The sequence below is a fragment of the Streptomyces yamdrokensis genome, assembly GCF_053890455.1.
In genome coordinates this window covers 7,427,854-7,444,792 of sequence record NZ_CM132679.1, presented here as the reverse complement: position 1 = coordinate 7,444,792, position 16,939 = coordinate 7,427,854, and the positions used below count along the sequence as shown (strand labels likewise).

Annotated in this window: 16 protein-coding genes and 1 pseudogene; 5 read left to right on the top strand and 12 right to left on the bottom strand. The window is 72.6% G+C overall.

All coding sequences use genetic code 11. The features are described from left to right. Positions 1-12 precede the first annotated feature (12 nt). A pseudogene (locus ACWZEH_RS32775) lies at positions 13-558 on the top strand (VanZ family protein); the annotation flags it as partial. A 221-nt stretch (positions 559-779) separates the two neighbouring features. On the opposite strand, the gene ACWZEH_RS32770 reads toward ACWZEH_RS32775, so the two are convergent. The 3 genes from ACWZEH_RS32770 to ACWZEH_RS32760 form a co-directional block, all read right to left on the bottom strand. Further along, entirely contained in the window at positions 780-1,019 is a 240-nt protein-coding gene (locus tag ACWZEH_RS32770) for a hypothetical protein (protein ID WP_456194685.1), read from the bottom strand. Positions 1,020-1,401: 382 nt separating this feature from the next. Next, the gene (locus ACWZEH_RS32765; RefSeq protein WP_456194684.1) at positions 1,402-1,671 is read right to left on the bottom strand and encodes a hypothetical protein; all 270 of its coding nucleotides are present in this window, start codon (positions 1,669-1,671) and stop codon (positions 1,402-1,404) included. Between the two features lie 77 nt (positions 1,672-1,748). Further along, positions 1,749-3,038, bottom strand: a complete 1,290-nt coding sequence (locus tag ACWZEH_RS32760; protein WP_456194683.1) for an ROK family transcriptional regulator — start codon at positions 3,036-3,038, stop codon at positions 1,749-1,751. 254 nt (positions 3,039-3,292) lie between these two features. Here ACWZEH_RS32760 and ACWZEH_RS32755 point away from each other — a divergent pair, with 254 nt between their 5' ends. From ACWZEH_RS32755 to ACWZEH_RS32745, 3 genes are all read left to right on the top strand, one after another. Beyond that, positions 3,293-3,787 carry an FBP domain-containing protein gene (locus ACWZEH_RS32755; RefSeq protein ID WP_456194682.1) on the top strand — a complete coding sequence of 165 codons (495 nt, stop codon included), beginning with the start codon at positions 3,293-3,295 and terminating at the stop codon, positions 3,785-3,787. Between the two features lie 161 nt (positions 3,788-3,948). Next, entirely contained in the window at positions 3,949-5,202 is a 1,254-nt protein-coding gene (locus tag ACWZEH_RS32750; RefSeq protein ID WP_456194681.1) for an FUSC family protein, read from the top strand. A gap of 58 nt (positions 5,203-5,260) precedes the next feature. After that, positions 5,261-6,316 carry a hypothetical protein gene (locus ACWZEH_RS32745; RefSeq protein ID WP_456194680.1) on the top strand — a complete coding sequence of 352 codons (1,056 nt, stop codon included), beginning with the start codon at positions 5,261-5,263 and terminating at the stop codon, positions 6,314-6,316. A gap of 57 nt (positions 6,317-6,373) precedes the next feature. Here ACWZEH_RS32745 and ACWZEH_RS32740 read toward each other — a convergent pair whose 3' ends face one another. Together ACWZEH_RS32740 and ACWZEH_RS32735 are read right to left on the bottom strand one after the other, a co-directional pair. Continuing rightward, positions 6,374-7,102 (bottom strand): DUF2470 domain-containing protein, encoded by a 729-nt coding sequence (locus tag ACWZEH_RS32740; RefSeq protein ID WP_456194679.1) that lies wholly within the window; start codon positions 7,100-7,102, stop codon positions 6,374-6,376. An 88-nt stretch (positions 7,103-7,190) separates the two neighbouring features. Continuing rightward, entirely contained in the window at positions 7,191-7,799 is a 609-nt protein-coding gene (locus ACWZEH_RS32735) for a TetR/AcrR family transcriptional regulator (RefSeq protein ID WP_456194678.1), read from the bottom strand. 127 nt (positions 7,800-7,926) lie between these two features. On the opposite strand from ACWZEH_RS32735, the gene ACWZEH_RS32730 reads away from it, so the two are divergent. Further along, positions 7,927-9,384, top strand: a complete 1,458-nt coding sequence (locus tag ACWZEH_RS32730) for a cytochrome P450 (RefSeq protein ID WP_456194677.1) — start codon at positions 7,927-7,929, stop codon at positions 9,382-9,384. Between the two features lie 317 nt (positions 9,385-9,701). On the opposite strand, the gene ACWZEH_RS32725 is transcribed toward ACWZEH_RS32730, so the two are convergent. The 7 genes from ACWZEH_RS32725 to rhaS form a co-directional block, all read right to left on the bottom strand. Further along, positions 9,702-10,544 (bottom strand): pentapeptide repeat-containing protein, encoded by an 843-nt coding sequence (locus tag ACWZEH_RS32725; RefSeq protein ID WP_456194676.1) that lies wholly within the window; start codon positions 10,542-10,544, stop codon positions 9,702-9,704. Between the two features lie 65 nt (positions 10,545-10,609). Beyond that, positions 10,610-11,353 carry a PIG-L deacetylase family protein gene (locus tag ACWZEH_RS32720; protein WP_456194675.1) on the bottom strand — a complete coding sequence of 248 codons (744 nt, stop codon included), beginning with the start codon at positions 11,351-11,353 and terminating at the stop codon, positions 10,610-10,612. A gap of 75 nt (positions 11,354-11,428) precedes the next feature. Beyond that, positions 11,429-12,730: an alpha/beta fold hydrolase gene (locus ACWZEH_RS32715; protein WP_456194674.1), complete on the bottom strand. Its 1,302-nt coding sequence runs from the start codon at positions 12,728-12,730 to the stop codon at positions 11,429-11,431. A 109-nt stretch (positions 12,731-12,839) separates the two neighbouring features. Then, positions 12,840-13,865 carry a LacI family DNA-binding transcriptional regulator gene (locus tag ACWZEH_RS32710; protein ID WP_456194673.1) on the bottom strand — a complete coding sequence of 342 codons (1,026 nt, stop codon included), beginning with the start codon at positions 13,863-13,865 and terminating at the stop codon, positions 12,840-12,842. A gap of 139 nt (positions 13,866-14,004) precedes the next feature. After that, positions 14,005-15,429, bottom strand: coding sequence for a BNR repeat-containing protein (locus tag ACWZEH_RS32705; protein ID WP_456194672.1), 1,425 nt, complete (start codon positions 15,427-15,429; stop codon positions 14,005-14,007). 28 nt (positions 15,430-15,457) lie between these two features. Next, the gene (locus ACWZEH_RS32700; RefSeq protein WP_456194671.1) at positions 15,458-15,778 is read right to left on the bottom strand and encodes an L-rhamnose mutarotase; all 321 of its coding nucleotides are present in this window, start codon (positions 15,776-15,778) and stop codon (positions 15,458-15,460) included. A 51-nt stretch (positions 15,779-15,829) separates the two neighbouring features. Continuing rightward, positions 15,830-16,915: a rhamnose ABC transporter substrate-binding protein gene (gene rhaS / locus ACWZEH_RS32695; RefSeq protein ID WP_456194670.1), complete on the bottom strand. Its 1,086-nt coding sequence runs from the start codon at positions 16,913-16,915 to the stop codon at positions 15,830-15,832. Positions 16,916-16,939 lie beyond the last annotated feature (24 nt).

The window sequence follows — 16,939 nt, the reverse complement described above, 5'->3', positions numbered from 1 at the left end:
CCGGAGAACGAAATGACCCGTACAGCCTCACACTCACGGTTCGGGTGGCGCCGGAAACCGGGCAGCCCCCCGGCCGGACGCGGCACCGGGGGCGGGAGCGAGCGGCGTCCGCTCCCGCTGCCGGTCCGGCTGCTGGCGATGCTCTGCGCCTTCGCGTTCATGGTCGTCTTCGCGGTGGCGCTGGCCCGGGTCACCCTGCAGCCCTCGCCCGCCTCCGAGGCGCTGATCCACACCAATCTGCATCCCGGCCGTTCCCTGCGGGCCTACCTGGACCAGCCCGCGCTGCGCGACGCCGTCCGCCAGGTCGGCGGCAACCTCCTGCTGGGTGTGCCCTTCGGCGTCCTCGCTCCGGTGCTGGCGCCGCGCACCCGCGGATTCATGCAGGTGCTGCTGCTGACCGGAACCGTGATGCTGCTGGTCGAGTTCGCGCAGGGCGCGCTGATCACCGGCCGTGCCTTCGACATCGACGACGTCATCCTGAACACCAGCGGGGCGCTGATCGGCTACCTCCTGCTGGGCCGCCGGCTCGGCCGGGCCGTGCACGCACGCAAGCCGAGGGCCGGGAGCGAGCCGAGGGGGAAGGCCACGAGCGGGACCAGGCCGGCCGCCGAACCGAAGAGCACACCGAAGGGCAGGGCACCGGGCAAGCTGCGGAGTCTCGTAAAGGGCAGGGCCAGGATGGGGGCCGACACGAAGTCCAGGACAAGGACCAGGACTCAGGCATGACCCGGGCGGCGGCGCCGGCGCGGCAACCGGCGTCCGCCGCGACGTCCGGACGTCTACCGGCGCACGGTCCAGGTGTGCTTGTCCCCGCCGACCCAGCGGACCACGTCCGGGTCGTCGAGATCATGGACGGTGATCCCGAACGCGGCGGCGACCAGCAGCACGTCGGTGATGGCCCTGGCCTCGCCGATCACTTCTCCGTCGATCTCCACGATCCGGAACGGCGGCTTACCGGGCTGGACACCGAGCACCATGATCCGTGGATGGGCCATGTACGGGCTCACGCTTTCGGTCATGCATACGAGCGTAGAGCGCAAACCGGACAAGCGCGGGTCGCGCGCGGGGCACCGGGGCGGTTGGACCGGCGGATCCCCGGGTGCGCCCGTGCGGGAACGCGTGGCGGCAGGGGCCGGCGAGCAGACCGGGTGAGTGACGCAGATCACCGCAAAGTCGGAACATTCGACCGGAACACCCGGAACACACCGGGACCGGCCCCCGTTGAAGAGAACGTGGGTGCGGAAGGAACAGTGTTCCCGGGCCACACCTTTCGCCCACAGGGACGATCGTCCGGCTGAAGCCCTGTGGAGCCTTCGCCGCGAGGCGACCGCCTTCCGTACCCGCCATCGAGCCGCCCCGGCCGTGATTCCCCCGTCACGGTCGGGGCTTTCCCTTTGCGCGCTATCCGGAGGACTCGTCCGGTACCGGCTGCTCGGGGTCGGCGGAGGCCGAGTGCGGCGCGCCCCGTCGGCCGGTCCCGGCCTCGTCGGTGTCGGGGACGTCGGGCCGGCGTTCGCCCGAGTCGTTTCCGGACTCCTCCTCCGCTGCGTCCTCGTCGACGCCCGGGGCGACCTCCCACGGGTCCTCGCCCTCGCCCGCCTGCTGGTCGGGCAGATCCCGCGGGACTCCCTGGCCGTTCTCTCCCGGCCCTTCGTGGCGGTGGTCGGTCACGGCACGCTCCCTTCTTTCCTGCGCCTACGTCCGTACGCGTGCCCCGCCGGGTACCGCCGCGGCACCTGGCGAAACCCTCAGCGCGGCGTCCGTTCCCGCAGGGCTCTGCGCCAGGCGGGGGGCGGGGACTGCGGGTCCGGGCCGGGGCGGCGTCCGCCGCGGGCGAAGAAGTCGGCGAGCGGAAGGATCGCGGCGCCGACGGTGACGGCGTCGGGGCCGAGGCTGCCCAGCTCGATCGTCACGTTCTCGGCGGGGTGGCGCAGCGCGTACGACAGGGCGTGCCTGCGGACGGCCGGCAGGAAGCGGGAGCCGAGCTGGAGACCGGCCCAGCCGCCCACGAGGATGCGTTCGGGCTGGAAGAGGTTGATCAGGTCGGACAGGCCGGCGCCCAGGTACTCGGCGGTCTCCTCCAGCACGCCGAGCGCGACCGGGTCGGCGGCGGTCCCGCCGGGAGGGTAGGCGGCGGCGAGCATCGCGGTCAGCGCCGTCTCCTCGTCGGTGCCTTCGGGAACCGGGCCACCCTCCTCCCGCCACCGGGCGAGCAGCGACTCGGCGCCCGCGTAGGCCTCCAGGCAGCCGAGCGCACCGCAGCGGCAGCGCCGCCCGCGGACCCGTACGGTCAGGTGCCCCCACTCGACCGCGCGGCCGTGCTCCGCCTCCGGGGCGACGAGGCAGGCACCGACGCCGGAACCGAAGAGCACGACGAGGGCGTCGCGCGCGCCGCGTCCCGCCCCGAACCACATCTCGGCCTGGCCGAGGGTCCTGGCTCCGTTGTCGATGAAGTAGGGGACGCTGTCGGGCAGGGGCGGGCCGCCGCGCAGCAGGGACTCCAGTTCGATGGCGTCCCACCCGATGGTCTGCCCGTGCACGACGGCGCCCCGGTCCGGGGTGTGCTCGACGATGCCGGGGACGCCTATGCCGACACCGAGCAGCCGCTCGGGGTCGAGAGCGGCGGCGGCGAGCACCTCGGTGATTCCGGTGCGGATGTGGTCGACGACGGCGTCGACCTCGTAGCGCTGCTGCTCCAGCGGGCGCTCGGCGCGGGCGAGTTCGGCGAGGGTCAGATCGAACAGTTCGACGCGGACCCGGGTCTCGCCGACGTCGACGCCGATCATGTGGCCGCTGACCGGCGCCACCCGCAGCAGGGTGCGCGGACGGCCGCCGTCGGAGTCGATGCTGCCGGCCTCCTCGACCAGGCCGTCACCGATCAGGTCGGCTACGACGTTGCTCACCGAGCCGGAGCTGAGCCCGGTCGCCGGGCCGAGTTCGAAGCGGCTGAGCGGTCCGTCGAAGTAGAGCCGCTGCAGCACGGCCGTACGGTTGGCCCGTCTGAGGTCGCGTACCGTGCGCCCGTTCCGCCCCGTCATGTGGCTGCTCCTCCCGACCCCCTGCCCGAGCTGCAACATACCGCCGGGAGCCACCTCGGCGCGACTTTTCAGCACCCTTATTTAATGTAGTGAACTAAAGCCGTGACGGCCCGGTCCGGCCGGTGCCCGACCGGACCGTCCCGGCGCTCCCGGAAAAACAGTTGGCTCGGGCACCTTTCGGATCCTTACCGTGGGACGGAAACCCGGGTCTTCCTGGTTTCGCAAGCCGTACCGAAAGAACCCCGGAGATCCCCATGAAACCACTCACCGAACAGGACGTCCGCGGTTCCTTCGTCAATTGCTCGAAGGGTGAGGCCAAGCGCCTGTTCGTGCCACGCGACCTCGGGGAGCTCGCCTGGGACGATCTGGACTTCCTCGGCTGGCGGGATCCGGGGGCGCCAGACCGCAGTTACCTGGTCACCGAGCGCGCGGACCAGGGACGTCTGGTCGGGGTGGCGCTGCGGTTCCAGCCGGCGCGGCGTGGCTTCCTGCACCGCAGCATGTGCTCGCTGTGCCTGACGACCCATCCGCGCGGGGGCGTCTCCCTGATGACCGCGCGGAGGGCGGGCGCCGCCGGGCGCGAGGGCAATTCGGTGGGTGCCTACATGTGCACCGACCTCGCCTGTTCCCTGTATCTGCGCGGCAGGAAGGTGCCGGATTCGGGGATGCGGATCGAGGAGTCCCTCACCCTGGACGAGCAGATCGCCCGCACCCTGGGGAATCTGCACGGCTTCCTCGACAGGGTGTGACGCCCGGCGGCGCCGACCGTACCGGCGGTCCGTGAGCGCCCCCGGAGGGCCTCTCCCGGGGGGTGCCCGCGGGGTGCCCGCGGGCCTCGTCGTTTCCCCCGGGTGGCCGTGGTATCCGCCGAAGACGTTCGGCACTTCCGGTGAGAGGGAAGCGTCGAAGGATGCGAGTGGTACGTGAGTGGACGGCACGGGTCAAGGAGTTCGTCAGGCAGCACCGGGATCCGGTGGCCGTGCAGACGACCCGTTCGGCGGCCGCGGCGACGGTCGCGTACGTCATCGCGCTGCGGTTCAGTCCGGAGGCCGCCCCGCTCACGGCGCCGCTGACGGCCCTGCTCGTCGTCCAGGTCACGCTGTACTCCACGCTCACCACCGGCTTCCGCCGGGTGAACGCGGTGGTGGCCGGGGTGGTCGTCGCCATCCTCTTCAGTCTTCTGGTGGGCCTGACCTGGTGGAGTCTGGGCCTGCTGATCCTGGCGTCGCTGATCGTCGGACGGATCGTGCGCGTGCACGAGTTCGTGCCCGAGGTGGCGATCAGCGCGATGCTGGTGCTCGGTGTGACGTCGGTCGGGGACATGGCGTGGGCGCGCATCCTGGAGACGGTGATCGGCGCCGTCGTCGGACTCTCCTTCAACCTGCTCCTGGCCCCGCCGGTGTGGGTGGAGGAGGCGGGCGAGTCGATCGAAGGGCTGGCCCGGCGGGTGCGGCAGCTGATGCTGCGCCTGGGCGAGCAGGCCGCCGAGCACACGCCCCACCACGAAGCGGCGGCCCGGCTGCACGAGGCCCGTCGGCTCGATCACGACATCTCCGAGGTGGACGCGGACCTCCGGCAGGCCGAGGACAGCCTGCGGCTCAACCCGCGGGTGCGCGAGGGCCTGCTGAACCGGATCGTACTGCGCACCGGACTGGACACCCTCGAGATCTGCACGGTCGTCCTGCGGGTGCTCGCGCGCACCTTCACCGACCTCGCGAAGGAACGCGAGCCGGGCCCCCTGTTCCAGCCGGAGACGGGCGCCCTCGTCGAACAGCTGCTGTCCGAGATCTCCGACGCGGTGGTCAGCTTCGCGGTGCTGGTCACGTCGAGCGTCAGTGAGAGCGCGGAGTCCGCGGAGGAGCGGCTCAGCGCCGAACTGCGGCAGGCCGCCACCACCCGCGACCGGCTGGCCCGGCTGCTGCTGGAGGACGTGCGCGCGGACGCCCGGCAGTGGCAGCTGTACGGCGCGCTGCTCACCGAGGCGGACCGCATCCTGGACGAGATGGACACCGAGCACCGTTCGCACCGGCTGATGGAGGAGCTGGACCGGCACACGCGTGAGCAGCGGGAGCGCCTGCCGCGGATCACCCGGACGCGGGACCGGCTGCGCGTTCCCGGCCTGCCGCGCCGGAACCGCCGGGGCGGCTTCGGGCGTTCTCAGTGAGGGAAGCCGGCGGCGGGCGGGTACGCCGTGGGCACGAGCACACGAAGGGGGCGCGCGGATGACCGGCACCAGCGTGCGGATCGACGGGAACACCTTGCGGCTGCCGGGCGGGGCGGCGGTGCGGTTCATCCGTACGCTGCGGCTGCCCGAGACGGGGACGCACGCCCTGCCGCCGGGCCTGGGCGAGTTCCCGGTGCGGCGGGTCGCGGACTACGCGGACTCGGTGCCCGAGGCCTGGCGGGCACGCGGCGGTGTGATGCTGCCGGTGTATCTGCGCGAGGCGATGTGGCTGAGCTTCGCGGGGACGAGTGAGCCGGCCGCGCTGCAGGTGGGGGTCGGCAAGGTGTGCGCGGTCTCGGGCCGCCCGTGGAGCGACCGCCTGGTCCGCTCACCGCAGAACTACGTGGTGCTGCCCCGGCAGCGCTGGCTGGACGGCATCAACTCCGGCAAGGGCACGGTCCGCCAGTTCGTGGCCGTGCCACTGGGCCTGGGCGCGACGGTGGAGGGCCAGGTCACGGGCGAGGAGGTGTGGGGCGGCGTCCAACTGCGGTCCTTCGCCCTGAACGAGGGCGCGCTGGCCCGGTGGCGCCGGGCGGAGCAGGAGCGGCTGGAGCGGCGGCGGGCGGCCCGGCCGCCGGCTCATACCGGGGGGTACGGTCTCGCGCGCGCCGCGGCGGCGCCGCCCGCCCCGCTCGGGGCCCCCACGGCGTTCCGCGGCGCGCCCCGGCCCGCCGCGGCGATGGGTCTCGGTGTCGGCGGCTCCATGCGCCAGGAGGTCTACCAGGACGAACGGCCGCCGGCGGACTGGGCCGAGCAGCCCTCGGGGCGGGTGTTCGTCCACCTGGTGACGCCCCCCGAGTGGCGGCGCATCACGGGCGAGGCCCCGCCGCCGTCCCCGGTGGACCGGGCCGCCTACACCCGGGCGGGACTGCCCTGGTTCGACTACTACGACCAGGACGCGCAGGACCTCGAGCCGGGCGACCCGCTCCAGTCGGTGAAGCCGGTCGGCGACTGGCTCGGGGACGACCACGAGCCCTGGCAGCCCCCGTCGCCGCACCAGGTGAAGCAGCTCGGGGACGTGCCGGGCAAGCCGGTGGAGGACGGTGACTGGTAGCCGAAGGGCGTCAAGGGCGGGGGCGGACGGGGACGGTCGCGCAGGTGCGGCCGCGGTTCAGCCGTCGCCGTCGGCGCGTTGCCGTTGCAGCGGGCGGGGGCAGGTGACGGCGCTCGCCCGGGAGAGGAGGACGTGCATGCGTTCGGTGAGCTGGCCGAGATCGTCGGCGGGCCGGTGGAACGGGAGCCGTACGTCGCCGCCCGCACGAACGCGTTCGATGCGCAGCGTGAGTCCGTGGCGGTCGACGGCGAGCGGCTGGACGCGGACCACGCCGTGCAGGCTGTCCGGGTCGACCAGGCGGGTCAGCCGCTCGACCGCGTCGCCGTGACGGTCGGCGAGGTGGGTCAGCAGCCGGGCCTCGGCGGTGGCGAGCGGGTCGGGTCGCGCCGCGGCGAACTCGCCCGGATCGACGACGACGGCTTTGGACTCCCGCCGCAGTACCACCCGGGTGGGGGAAAAGGCGAGACGGCCGTCCTCGACGGCGAACCAGCCGGCGAGCCACAGCCGGGCACGGACCCTCTTGCGCACCGGGACGGGCGCGACGTCGGCGAACTCCAGCACGGCGGACGGCTCGCCGCGGGGGGCACAGATCGCGGCGGTGAGCAGCGCGCTGTCCTCGGGCACGTGCAGCAGGACGCGGCCGTCGTCGGCCACGCCGTGCGCGCCGACGAACTCCTCGCGCGCGCCCTCCGCGGTCACCGCGCAGGACCATGCGGCGGCGAGCACGGAGCGGGCCCGCTCCGCCGCGCCGGGTCCGGCCGTCCAGCCGTGCGTGTCGTCACCCATCCTCGAACCTCCTCTTAGGTAAGCCTTGCCTAATCTAGCGAAGATCGAGGCGTACGCCAAGCGGGCCGCGTGACCTCCGTGCGACCTTTCAGGGCGCGAGAATGCCGAGCAGGGCGCGTGCGCACAGGTCGCGCACCTGCTCCCGGCTCAGCTCGCAGCCGCGCAGCCACTCCAGGCAGACCGCGGTGGTGAAGGCCAGCCAGCCGCGCACGGCGAGGCGCGCGTCCGGCCGCCGTCCGAGCACCGGGCCGAACTCCGGGTCCCCCTCAAGCGCTGCCAGGATCTGCCGCTCCTGCGCGGCCAGAGCCCGCTGATGGACCCGACGCACCGCCAGGTCCCCTGCCGCGTCGGCGCGGTGGAAAGCGCGGTAGCCGTGCGTGTGTGTCGCCACGTACTCCAGGTACGTGTCGAGTCCCGACGCGAGCTGCTCCCGTACGGGAGTTCCGGGGACCGCGGCGGTCATGCGCAGCATCCGGTCGCTCTCGCGCTGCACGACCGCCGCGAAGAAGTCCCGTTTGGTGGGGAAGTAGTGGTACAGCAGACCTCGCGAGACGCCGGCGATCTCGGCCACCTGCTCGATCCACACGTCGTCGTACGGACTCTCCGAGAACAGCCGGGCCCCGGCCGACAGAAGCTGCTCGCGACGCTCCTCGGTGCTGAGCCGGCGCCGCGTGCGCCGGCCCTCGTTCGCGGCCATTCCCGCACCTTACTTGACGCCGGTTCAGCAACGGGACCAGACTGGGAAAGCGTATTGAACCTGCGTACAACACGGGTTCGGTGGGCACGCCCCGCGTCGCAATCACTGCCGGACCGGAGGGGGAAGCATGGCGGAGACCACGACACCGGCCGTGCTGCCGAAGGGGTTTCGCGGTGCGGAGCAGGGCTGGCCCGCGCTGCACCGCATTCCGCGTCCTCCCTACCGGCTCCCGCTCCTCGGTGACGTCATCGGCTCGAGCGGACGCGCCCCCGTGCAGGACTCGATGCGGCTCGCACGCCGGCTGGGGCCGATCTTCCGGCGGAACGCCTTCGGCAAGGAGTTCGTCCTGGTGTCGGGTGCGGACCTCGCGGCCGATCTGGCCGACGAGACGCGTTTCGCCAAGCATGTGGGGCTGGGCGTGGCCAATCTGCGACCGGTCGCGGGAGACGGCCTGTTCACCGCGTACAACCACGAGCCCAACTGGCAGCTCGCCCACGACGTGCTCGCCCCCGGCTTCAACCGCGAGGCCATGGCGGGCTATCACACGATGATGCTGGCCGTGGCGGAGCGGCTGACCGGCCGCTGGGACCGCGCGGTCACCGAGGGCCGGTCGGTGGACGTGCCCGGCGACATGACCAAACTGACGCTGGAGACGATCGCGCGCACCGGGTTCGGACACGACTTCGGATCGTTCGAGCGGTCCCGGCCGCATCCCTTCGTCACCGCGATGGTCGGCACGCTCAGCTACGCACAACGGCTCAACGCGGTGCCCGCGCCGCTGGTCCCGCTCCTGCTGCGGAGCGCGAGCCGGCGCAACGCGGCAGACATCGACCGTCTCCACCGCATCGTCGGCGAGGTGGTCCGGATCCGGCGCGCGGACGGCGGCGGGGAGGGAGACCTGCTCGACCGGATGCTGGACACCACTCACCCCGAGTCCGGTGAGCGGCTGTCGTCCGAGAACGTCCGCCGTCAGGTCATCACCTTCCTGGTCGCGGGTCACGAGACCACGTCGGGCGCGCTCTCCTTCGCCCTGCACTTCCTCTCCCTGCGTCCCGACGTCGCGGACCGCGCCCGTAGCGAGGTGGACCGCGTCTGGGGCGGTTCGGCCGCACCGGACTACGAGCAGGTGGCCAGGCTGCGGTACGTACGCCGGGTGCTCGACGAGTCGCTGCGGCTGTGGCCGACCGCGCCCGCCTTCGCCCGGGAGGCCCGTGCGGACACGGTGCTGGCGGGGGAACATCCGATGCGGCAGGGAGCGTGGACGATGGTGCTGACGCCGATGCTGCACCGGGACCCCGCGGTGTGGGGCCCGGACGCCGAGCGGTTCGACCCGGACCGTTTCGACGCACCGGCCGTACGGTCCCGTCCCCCGCACACCTTCAAACCGTTCGGCACCGGGGCGCGGGCCTGCATCGGCCGGCAGTTCGCGCTGCACGAGGCGACGCTGGTGCTCGGGCTCCTGCTGCGCCGCTACGAACTGCGGCCCGATCCGGCCTACCGGCTGCGCGTGACCGAGCGGCTGACGCTGATGCCGGAGGGGCTGCGGCTCCACCCGGAGCGGCGGACGGCGCCGGCGCCGGTCTGACCCACGGCGGATCAGGGTCTGTCGCCGGCCGGCCGTGGCCGGCCGGGCATCCGAGGCACCCTCACAGGCAGCGGCCTGTGGGCGAGGCTGTCGTCAACGGGGCTCGCTCGACGCGCGACCGGCTCTCGTCCGGTTCGAGCTCTCCGTCGGCGGCCCGCGCCACCGCCTTCAGCACTCGTGGGATCTGGCCCGTCCGGCGACGACGAGCGTCCTGTTCGGCGGCGTCCAGGACGGATGAGATGTCCCGGCCCGGCGACGCGGTTGCCCGGCGGGGGCAGCCGACGCACCCGGCGCCGCCCGTACCCGCCGGCGCGGTGTCAGGCTCCCGCCGTCCAGTGCGCGGGGCGGGCGACCGGTCCCGGCAGCGTGGTGCCGGCGCTTCCCCGGGCCGCGTTCAGCTGTGGCTGTGTGAGGAAGAACGCCCCGGTGAGATCGGCGTCCGTGAGGTCGGTGTCGCGCAGGTCGGCGCCGATCAGGTCCGCACCCCGCAGATCGGCGCCGGTGAGGTCGGCGGCGATGAGGTAGGCGCCGCGCAGACTCACTCCGCGCAGGTCGGCCCCCTTGAGGCGGGCGCCCATCAGATCGGCGCCCCGGCGGTCCTTGCGGCGCCCGCGCACCCCGGACCGGGCCAGTTCGCTGGCCTTCAGCAGCAGCACGTTGACGTCCTGCCGGTGCGCACCCACGTCCAGCTCCGCCAGCTCCTGCGGAGTCCCCCGGGTGAGCCGCTCCGTCGTCTCCAGCGCACGACGCAGGTCCGCGTGCACGGGGCGGGCCGCGGGCAGGGTGAGCGCCTCGGTCAGGTACCACAGCAGTTCGTGCAGCTGCCGGACGACCGGGAAGGAGTCGAACATGCGGCGGGCCCGCTCCGGTGGACCGGTGCGCCAGTCCTCTCCGCCGAAGGTGACCTGCGAGACCTTCTGCCCGGCGCCGAAGCAGTCGTACACCGTGCAGCCGCTGAACCCCTCCTGCCGCAGCCGCGCGTGGATGCCGCAGCGGTGGTCCTCGCGCAGGTTCCGGCAGGGGCTGCCGGCCTGCTTGTCCACCGCGAAGGCGGCGGAGGCGGTGAACGGCAGAGCGACGCAGCACAGCCCGAAACACTGTGCGCAGTCACCGCGCAGTTCGGGAAGGCCGGGCTTCGGTTTCGACATGCGGTTCAGCATACGGACACGGGACGGGTGCCCGCCCTGCGTCGGGGGGAGCTTCCCGCCGGACCGTACCGCCGCCGTCACCGGGGGAACAGCTCGAAGGCGACCGCGGGCCGGTCGCCGAACCGCCTGCCCGTCTCCCGGGCGTTTTCCGTCAGGAAACCGCGCACGTACTCCTCGGGGTCCTGATCGGTCAGCGCCTCGATGTAGGCACGGTGCTCCAGCAGCGAGAGCACCGCCCTGTCCAGGCCGTCCGTCGCGTCCACCGCGTGGGTGGGGGTGCTGGAACCCGCCACCGCGACCCAGCGCACCCCGTTCCAGGGTTCGAGGCCCTGCTCGGTCAGTTCCGGGAAGATCCACCTGTTGCTGGCGTCACCGGCCGCGTCGAGCACCGCGCGTCCGACGGCCACGTGGTCCGGGGTGTTCCAGAAGGTACCGCCCCAGGTGCCCCGGTGGTTCAGGGTGATCACCAGCTCGGGGCGGTGGCGGCGGACGGCGGCGGCGATGTCCCGGCGCAGGGCGGTGCCGTACTCGATGACGCCGTCCCGGTGGTCCAGGAACTCCACCGTGGACACGCCGACCACGGCCGCGCTCGCCCGTTGCTCCCGTTCCCGGAGCGGGCCGCACTCGGCGGGCGCCAGGGTGTCGATGCCCGCCTCGCCGCGGGTCGCCAGCACATAGGCGACCTCGCGGCCGGCGTCGGTCCAGGACGCGATCGCCGCGGAGCAGCCGTACTCCAGGTCGTCGGGGTGGGCGACCACGGCCAGCGCGCGCTGCCAGTCGTCGGGCATGGGGTCGAGTCGAGTGGGTGTCACCTCGGTCATGCCCGCAGACTAGTCCCCACCACCGGCGACGCCCCGGGACGCGCACGGCACACCCGGTGCGCGGAACGTGCGGGCTCAGACCTCGTCGCGGGCCGTCGCCAGCAGCCGGTCCAGTACGCGGGGGCCGCCCGCGCGGATGCCGTCGTGCTCGAACTCGTCGGTGACCCAGGTGCGCAGGCCGCGGATCGCCCGCGCGGTGCGCAGCGAGTGGGCCGTGTCGACGTACATGTCGTCGTGGTAGACGGCCGCCACGGCCGGGACCTCGTTGGCGGCGAGGCGGGCCGGGTCGTACAGGGGAGTCCAGTCGGTACGGGCGGCGAGCAGTTCGGCGGTCTCGCGCAGCGGGCGCAGGGCGGGGTCGCAGTCGAACATCCAGGGGTGCACGGACTCCCCGGTGAACAGCAGCGGCCCGTTGCCCGCGAGGGCCTTCTCCGCGTCGAACCGCGGGAACTCGGCCCGGACCCGCTCGGCCGACCAGGCGGTGGGCCGGGCGTCCTGGCCGTAGATCGGCTCGTGGATGAGTGCGTACAGGGGATGGCCCGCGTACGAGAGCAGGCCCTGCGCCTGCTCCTGGAACGCGTCGGAGAGCGCCGGGCCCGCCGGGGTGGGGACGAAGGCGTCCTCCAGGAGGTGGTGCAGCTGGTGGCTGCCGTCGCCGCTGCCCAGCACGCGGCCCAGGGACTGGAACGCCTCGACGGTGAGCCGGTAGCCGTTCGGGAGGACGACCTCGCGGTCGAGGAGATGCCCGGCGATGCGGCGGGCGCGTTCGACGTCCTGCGGATAGCGGGCGTAGTGGGCGGCGACCTTGCGCTCGATGCGCGGGTAGGCGGCCCGGTAGACGTCGTCGGCGTGGGCGTCCAGGGAGGGCAGACCACCGGTGATCACGGCGGTCTCGAGGCCCTCGGGTGCCGTGGAGAGGTAGGCGACGGCGCAGAATCCGCCGAAGCTCTGGCCGAGGACGGTCCAGGGAGCGCCGCCGGTGACCTGCGGGCGGATCGCCTCGCAGTCGCGGACGATCGAGTCGGCACGGAAGCGGGCGAGGTAGTCGGCCTGCTCGGCGGGGCCGCCGCGCAGCGGGAGCGTCTGCCGGTTGGCGGGGGTGGAGCTGCCGGTGCCGCGCTGGTCGAGCAGCAGGACGCGGTACTCCTTCAGGGCCCGGCCGAGCCAGGACGGCTTCCCGACGAACCGGTTCGCCCCGAATCCGGGGCCGCCCTGGAGGTACAGCAGCCACGGCAGCTCCTGGCCCGCCCGGTCGCCGGCGACGACCTCACGCGCGTACAGCTCGATCGTCTCCCCCGAGGGCACGTCGTGGTCGAGGGGGACGGTGAAGCGGCGGTCGGTGAGGACGACGCCGGGCTGGCGGTAGCTGACGGTCAACGGGACTCCCGGGGCGTGGACGGACGAACGGTCGGACCGCGACCCAGTTCAGCACATGGTTGTCCGGCTGTCGGACCCGGGATCACGGCATGTGTACAGGACCCGCTGGTCAGCGCGCCGCCAGGCTGGAGCGCCGGACGACGAGTTCCGGGCGCAGCACGACCCTGCGGTGTTCGTGGGGCGCGACCGCGGCCTGGGTCTTCGTCTCCTCGATCAGCAGTTCCGCCGCCAGTGCGCCCATGGTGACGGCGGGCTGGCGTACGGAGGTGAGGGGGACGGCCGCGGCGGCGGCGAACTCTATGTCGTCGTAGCCCACGATCGCCAGATCGTCCGGGACGCCGACCCCGGCCGCGTACATCGCCTGGAGCACGCCGAGGGCGAGCAGGTCGTTGGCGCAGAAGACGGCGGTGGGGCGGTCGGCGAGCCCGAGCAGCCGCGCGCCCGCGTCCCGTCCGGCGGCGACGTCGAGCCGCTCGGTGGGCAGTTCACGCAGGGCCTGTGGGCCGAGTCCGGCCTCGCCGAGGGCGTTCAGCGCGCCGGTGCGCCGGTCCCTGACCTGGTTCAGGCCGGGCGGCCCGCTGACGTAGGCGATGGACCGGTGCCCCGCGTCGACGAGGTGCCGCACGGCCAGCGCGCCGCCGGCGACGTCGTCCACGGAGACCGAGCACTCGGTGGTGCCCTCCGCAACCCGGTCGACCAGGACGAAGGGGATGCCGTGCCGGCGGAAGGCCTCGATGTTGCGGCCGGTGGCGTCGGCCGGGGTGAGCAGCACGCCCCGTACCCGCTGCTCGGCGAAGAGGGAGAGGTACTCGGCCTCCTCGCTCGCGTTCTGTGCGCTGTTGCAGACCATCACGCCGAGGCCGGCCGCCCGCGCGGCGCGTTCGGCGCCGCGCGCCACGTCGACGAAGAAGGGGTTGCCCATGTCGAGGACGAGCAGGCCCATGATCCGGCTGCGGCCCGCGCGCAGTTGCCGTGCGGACTCGCTGCGGACGTAGCCGAGCCTGTCGATGGCGGACAGCACCCTGGTCCGGGTCTCGGCGGCGACCGTGTCCGGGCGGTTGATCACGTTGGAGACCGTGCCGACGGAGACTCCGGCGACGCGGGCGACGTCCTTGATACCCACCGACTGGGCCATCGGGCAGGGACCTCCGAGGAGACGAGGGTGAATGGCGTGGGGCGGCCGGTGGTCGTTCACATTACCGGCCCGGCCGCCCCGCGATCGGCGGTGGGCGGGCGGGACGCGTGGACGGGGGCCGGGCGGGGTCGGCCGGAGGTCAGGCGGGCAGCCGGAAGTCGGCCACGTGGAGCGCCGACGGGGTGGTGCCGTTGGAGCGCTCCTGGTACATGACCGACAGCACGCCGTCCTGCGCCGGCCGGGTCTCGTCGATCAGGACCTCGCCGAAGGCGTTCAGGCCGGCGCCGTCGTACAGCAGGGTCCAGTCGGTGTGGCCCGAGGCCGCGGAGGCGCCGGCGATCCGGCCGTAGGGGAGGATCGCGTAGGCGTTGTCGTACCGGTCGAGGAGCAGCCGGGTGCGCTGGCTGGAGTTCAGGGGGACGGGGATCTCGGTCTTGCGCCAGGTGCCGGAGGCGGTGCGGCGGACGTGGAAGGCGCGGCCGTTCGCGGTGCGGTCGGCGACGTAGTCGGTGGTGCACTGGCCGAAGCGGCCGGGGACGTAGCTGATGATCGCGTGCGGCCGGCCTGCGGAGTCGGTGTACTGGCTCTCCTGGTTCATCAGGGAGTGGTCAGGGTTCAGCGGGTCGACGACCAGGCCGGGGTCGGTGACCGAGACCCGGTCGGCGGTGCCGGTGGTGGCGACGGCGGTGCCCGCGTCGTTGCGCCAGGTGCGGCCGCGGTCGTCGGAGTAGACGTAGCCGGTGTCGTGGTTGGTGATGCCGCCGGGGCTGCACATGACGGCTCCGTTCTGCTCCCGCCAGGTGAAGAAGGCGTGCAGGCGGCCTCTTCGGTCGTAGTCGATGCCGTGCAGGTACATGTTGCGGGCGGTGGAGGAGCCGTGCTCGCTGCGGTAGGTACCGGTGGAGGCGGTCCACTCCCCCAGCGCCGTCCAGCGGGTGCCGTCGTACTCTGCCAGCGCGTTGCGCCCGTTGCCCGAGACGCCGGCGCGGTAGCTGAGCTGGAGCCGGCCCTCGGGGGTGGAGACGAACTGCGGGTAGGTGAACTGCGGGGTGAGGGCGAGGCCGTCGAGTGTGGACCGCGGGGCGCCGAAACGGCTCGCGGTCCAGCTGAGTCCGGAGGGGTCGTCCATGAGCCCGGCGGCGGACTTGACGTAGGTGAAGCCGTCGCTGTGGGAGTCCATGTGGAGGTGCAGGCGGCCGTCGGTCTTCGAGACGCCCATGGAGATGACGTTGTGGGAGTCGTCGTAGCGGAGTGTGTGGCCGGCCCCAACGGTCTGCCAGGTGCTCGCGCCGAGGGCGCGGCGGCCGACGACGGCGCTGCGGTCGGCGGTGTACCAGACGGCGTACTGGTGCCCCTTGTAGGTCAGCAGACCGTTCTTCTGGAAGGAGTTGTTGTTGACCAGGCCGTCGTAGGACACGAAGTAGACGGCCCGGTCGTCGAGGGTGGTGCGGCCGGCCGGGGTGACCGACGGGCCGGGGGCGGCGGCGCGGGCGGCGGGCCCGCCGAGGGCGGGTCCGGTCACAGTGCCGAGTACGGCTCCGGCCAGCAGGGTGCGTCGTCTCATCTCGGGGCTCCTCGGGTGGGGTCCGTGGTCAGGCGAGGTGGAAGACTTCGGTGAGCGGTTTCATCGCCTCGTCCGGGCGGGTGCCGTCGAGGGTCTCGAAGAGGGGCGCCATCTCCGCCTGCCAGCGTCCGTTGACGTCGGTGGCCTCCATGGCGGAGCGGGCGGCCTCGAAGTCCGGGGTCTCGAGGTAGCCGACGAGGAGGCCGTCGTCGCGCAGGAAGAGGGAGTAGTTGTGCCAGCCGGTGGCCGAGAGCGCCTCGCACATCCCGGGCCACACGGCGGCATGACGTTCGCGGTACTCGGCGATCCGGTCCTGGCGGACCTTGAGCAGGAAACAGACACGCTGCATGAAGTACCGCTCCTCCAGTACGAGTGGATGATTTTACGAGCCGAGGGGAGATCAGAAGTCGAACTGGTCGATGTTCTCGGCGTTGAAGACGGTGGGCTTGCCGAGGTTGATCACGCCGTCCTTGCCGATGGTGTACTCGCCCATCGCGCCGGCCTCGAAGGTCTCGCCCTCCTGGCCGGTGATCTGGCCGGAGGACAGGGCGACGGCGGTGCGCGCGGCGAGTTCGCCGAGCTTGGCCGGGTCCCACAGCTCGAACGCCTCGACGGTGCCGTTCTTGACGTACTTGCGCATGTCGTTGGGGGTGCCGAGGCCGGTCAGCTTGACCTTGCCCTTGTACTTGGAGCCGGACAGGTACTGGGCGGCTGCCTTGATGCCGACGGTGGTCGGGGAGATGATCCCCTTCAGGTCCGGGTACTCCTGGAGCAGGCCCTGGGTCTGCTGGAAGGACTGCTGGGCGTCGTCGTTGCCGTAGGCGACCTTGACCAGCTTGATGTCCTTGTACTTGGGATCCTTCAGCTCGTCCTTCATGAACTCGATCCAGGCGTTCTGGTTCGTCGCGGTCTGCGCGGCGGACAGGATCGCGATCTCGCCCCTGTAGTCGATCTGTTCGGCGAGCAGCTGGACCTCGGTACGGCCCAGGTCCTCGCCGCTGGCCTGGGAAACGAAGGCGTTGCGGCAGTCGGCCGTGGTGTCGGAGTCGTAGGTGACGACCTTGATGCCGTTCTTCATGGCCTGCTTGAGCGCCGTGCACAGCGCGCCGGGGTCCTGCGCGGAGACGGCCATGGCGTCGACCTGCTGCTGGGTGAGCGTGTTGACGTAGGAGACCTGGCCGGCGGTGTCGGTGGCGCTGGAGGGGCCGACCTCCTTGTAGCTGGAGCCGAGTTCCCTCAGTGCCTTCTCGCCGCCCTTGTCGGCGCTGGTGAAGTAGGGGTTGTTGACCTGCTTGGGCAGGAAGCCCACGGTCAGGCCCTTCTTGGTGGGCGCGTCGGGGTCGGCCTTGCCGGCCGTGGCCGCCGAGCCGCCGCCCTCGTTCCTGACGTCGTCCTTGGTGGTGCCGCCGCAGGCGGTGGCGGCCAGGGCGAGGGAGGTGACGGCGGCGAGGGCCGCACAGGTCCGGCGGAGGGAGGACTTGCGCATGGTGGGTTCCTTACGGGCGGGAGG

Bases quoted from the DNA above. Each gene is read 5' to 3' on its own strand.
- ACWZEH_RS32770 (WP_456194685.1), bottom strand. From the start codon at position 1,019: ATGACCGAAAGCGTGAGCCCGTACATGGCCCATCCACGGATCATGGTG.
- ACWZEH_RS32760 (WP_456194683.1), bottom strand. From the start codon at position 3,038: ATGACGGGGCGGAACGGGCGCACGGTACGCGACCTCAGACGGGCCAAC.
- ACWZEH_RS32755 (WP_456194682.1), top strand. From the start codon at position 3,293: ATGAAACCACTCACCGAACAGGACGTCCGCGGTTCCTTCGTCAATTGC.
- ACWZEH_RS32750 (WP_456194681.1), top strand. From the start codon at position 3,949: ATGCGAGTGGTACGTGAGTGGACGGCACGGGTCAAGGAGTTCGTCAGG.
- ACWZEH_RS32745 (WP_456194680.1), top strand. From the start codon at position 5,261: ATGACCGGCACCAGCGTGCGGATCGACGGGAACACCTTGCGGCTGCCG.
- ACWZEH_RS32740 (WP_456194679.1), bottom strand. From the start codon at position 7,102: ATGGGTGACGACACGCACGGCTGGACGGCCGGACCCGGCGCGGCGGAG.
- ACWZEH_RS32735 (WP_456194678.1), bottom strand. From the start codon at position 7,799: ATGGCCGCGAACGAGGGCCGGCGCACGCGGCGCCGGCTCAGCACCGAG.
- ACWZEH_RS32730 (WP_456194677.1), top strand. From the start codon at position 7,927: ATGGCGGAGACCACGACACCGGCCGTGCTGCCGAAGGGGTTTCGCGGT.
- ACWZEH_RS32725 (WP_456194676.1), bottom strand. From the start codon at position 10,544: ATGCTGAACCGCATGTCGAAACCGAAGCCCGGCCTTCCCGAACTGCGC.
- ACWZEH_RS32720 (WP_456194675.1), bottom strand. From the start codon at position 11,353: ATGACCGAGGTGACACCCACTCGACTCGACCCCATGCCCGACGACTGG.
- ACWZEH_RS32710 (WP_456194673.1), bottom strand. From the start codon at position 13,865: ATGGCCCAGTCGGTGGGTATCAAGGACGTCGCCCGCGTCGCCGGAGTC.
- ACWZEH_RS32705 (WP_456194672.1), bottom strand. From the start codon at position 15,429: ATGAGACGACGCACCCTGCTGGCCGGAGCCGTACTCGGCACTGTGACC.
- ACWZEH_RS32700 (WP_456194671.1), bottom strand. From the start codon at position 15,778: ATGCAGCGTGTCTGTTTCCTGCTCAAGGTCCGCCAGGACCGGATCGCC.
- rhaS (WP_456194670.1), bottom strand. From the start codon at position 16,915: ATGCGCAAGTCCTCCCTCCGCCGGACCTGTGCGGCCCTCGCCGCCGTC.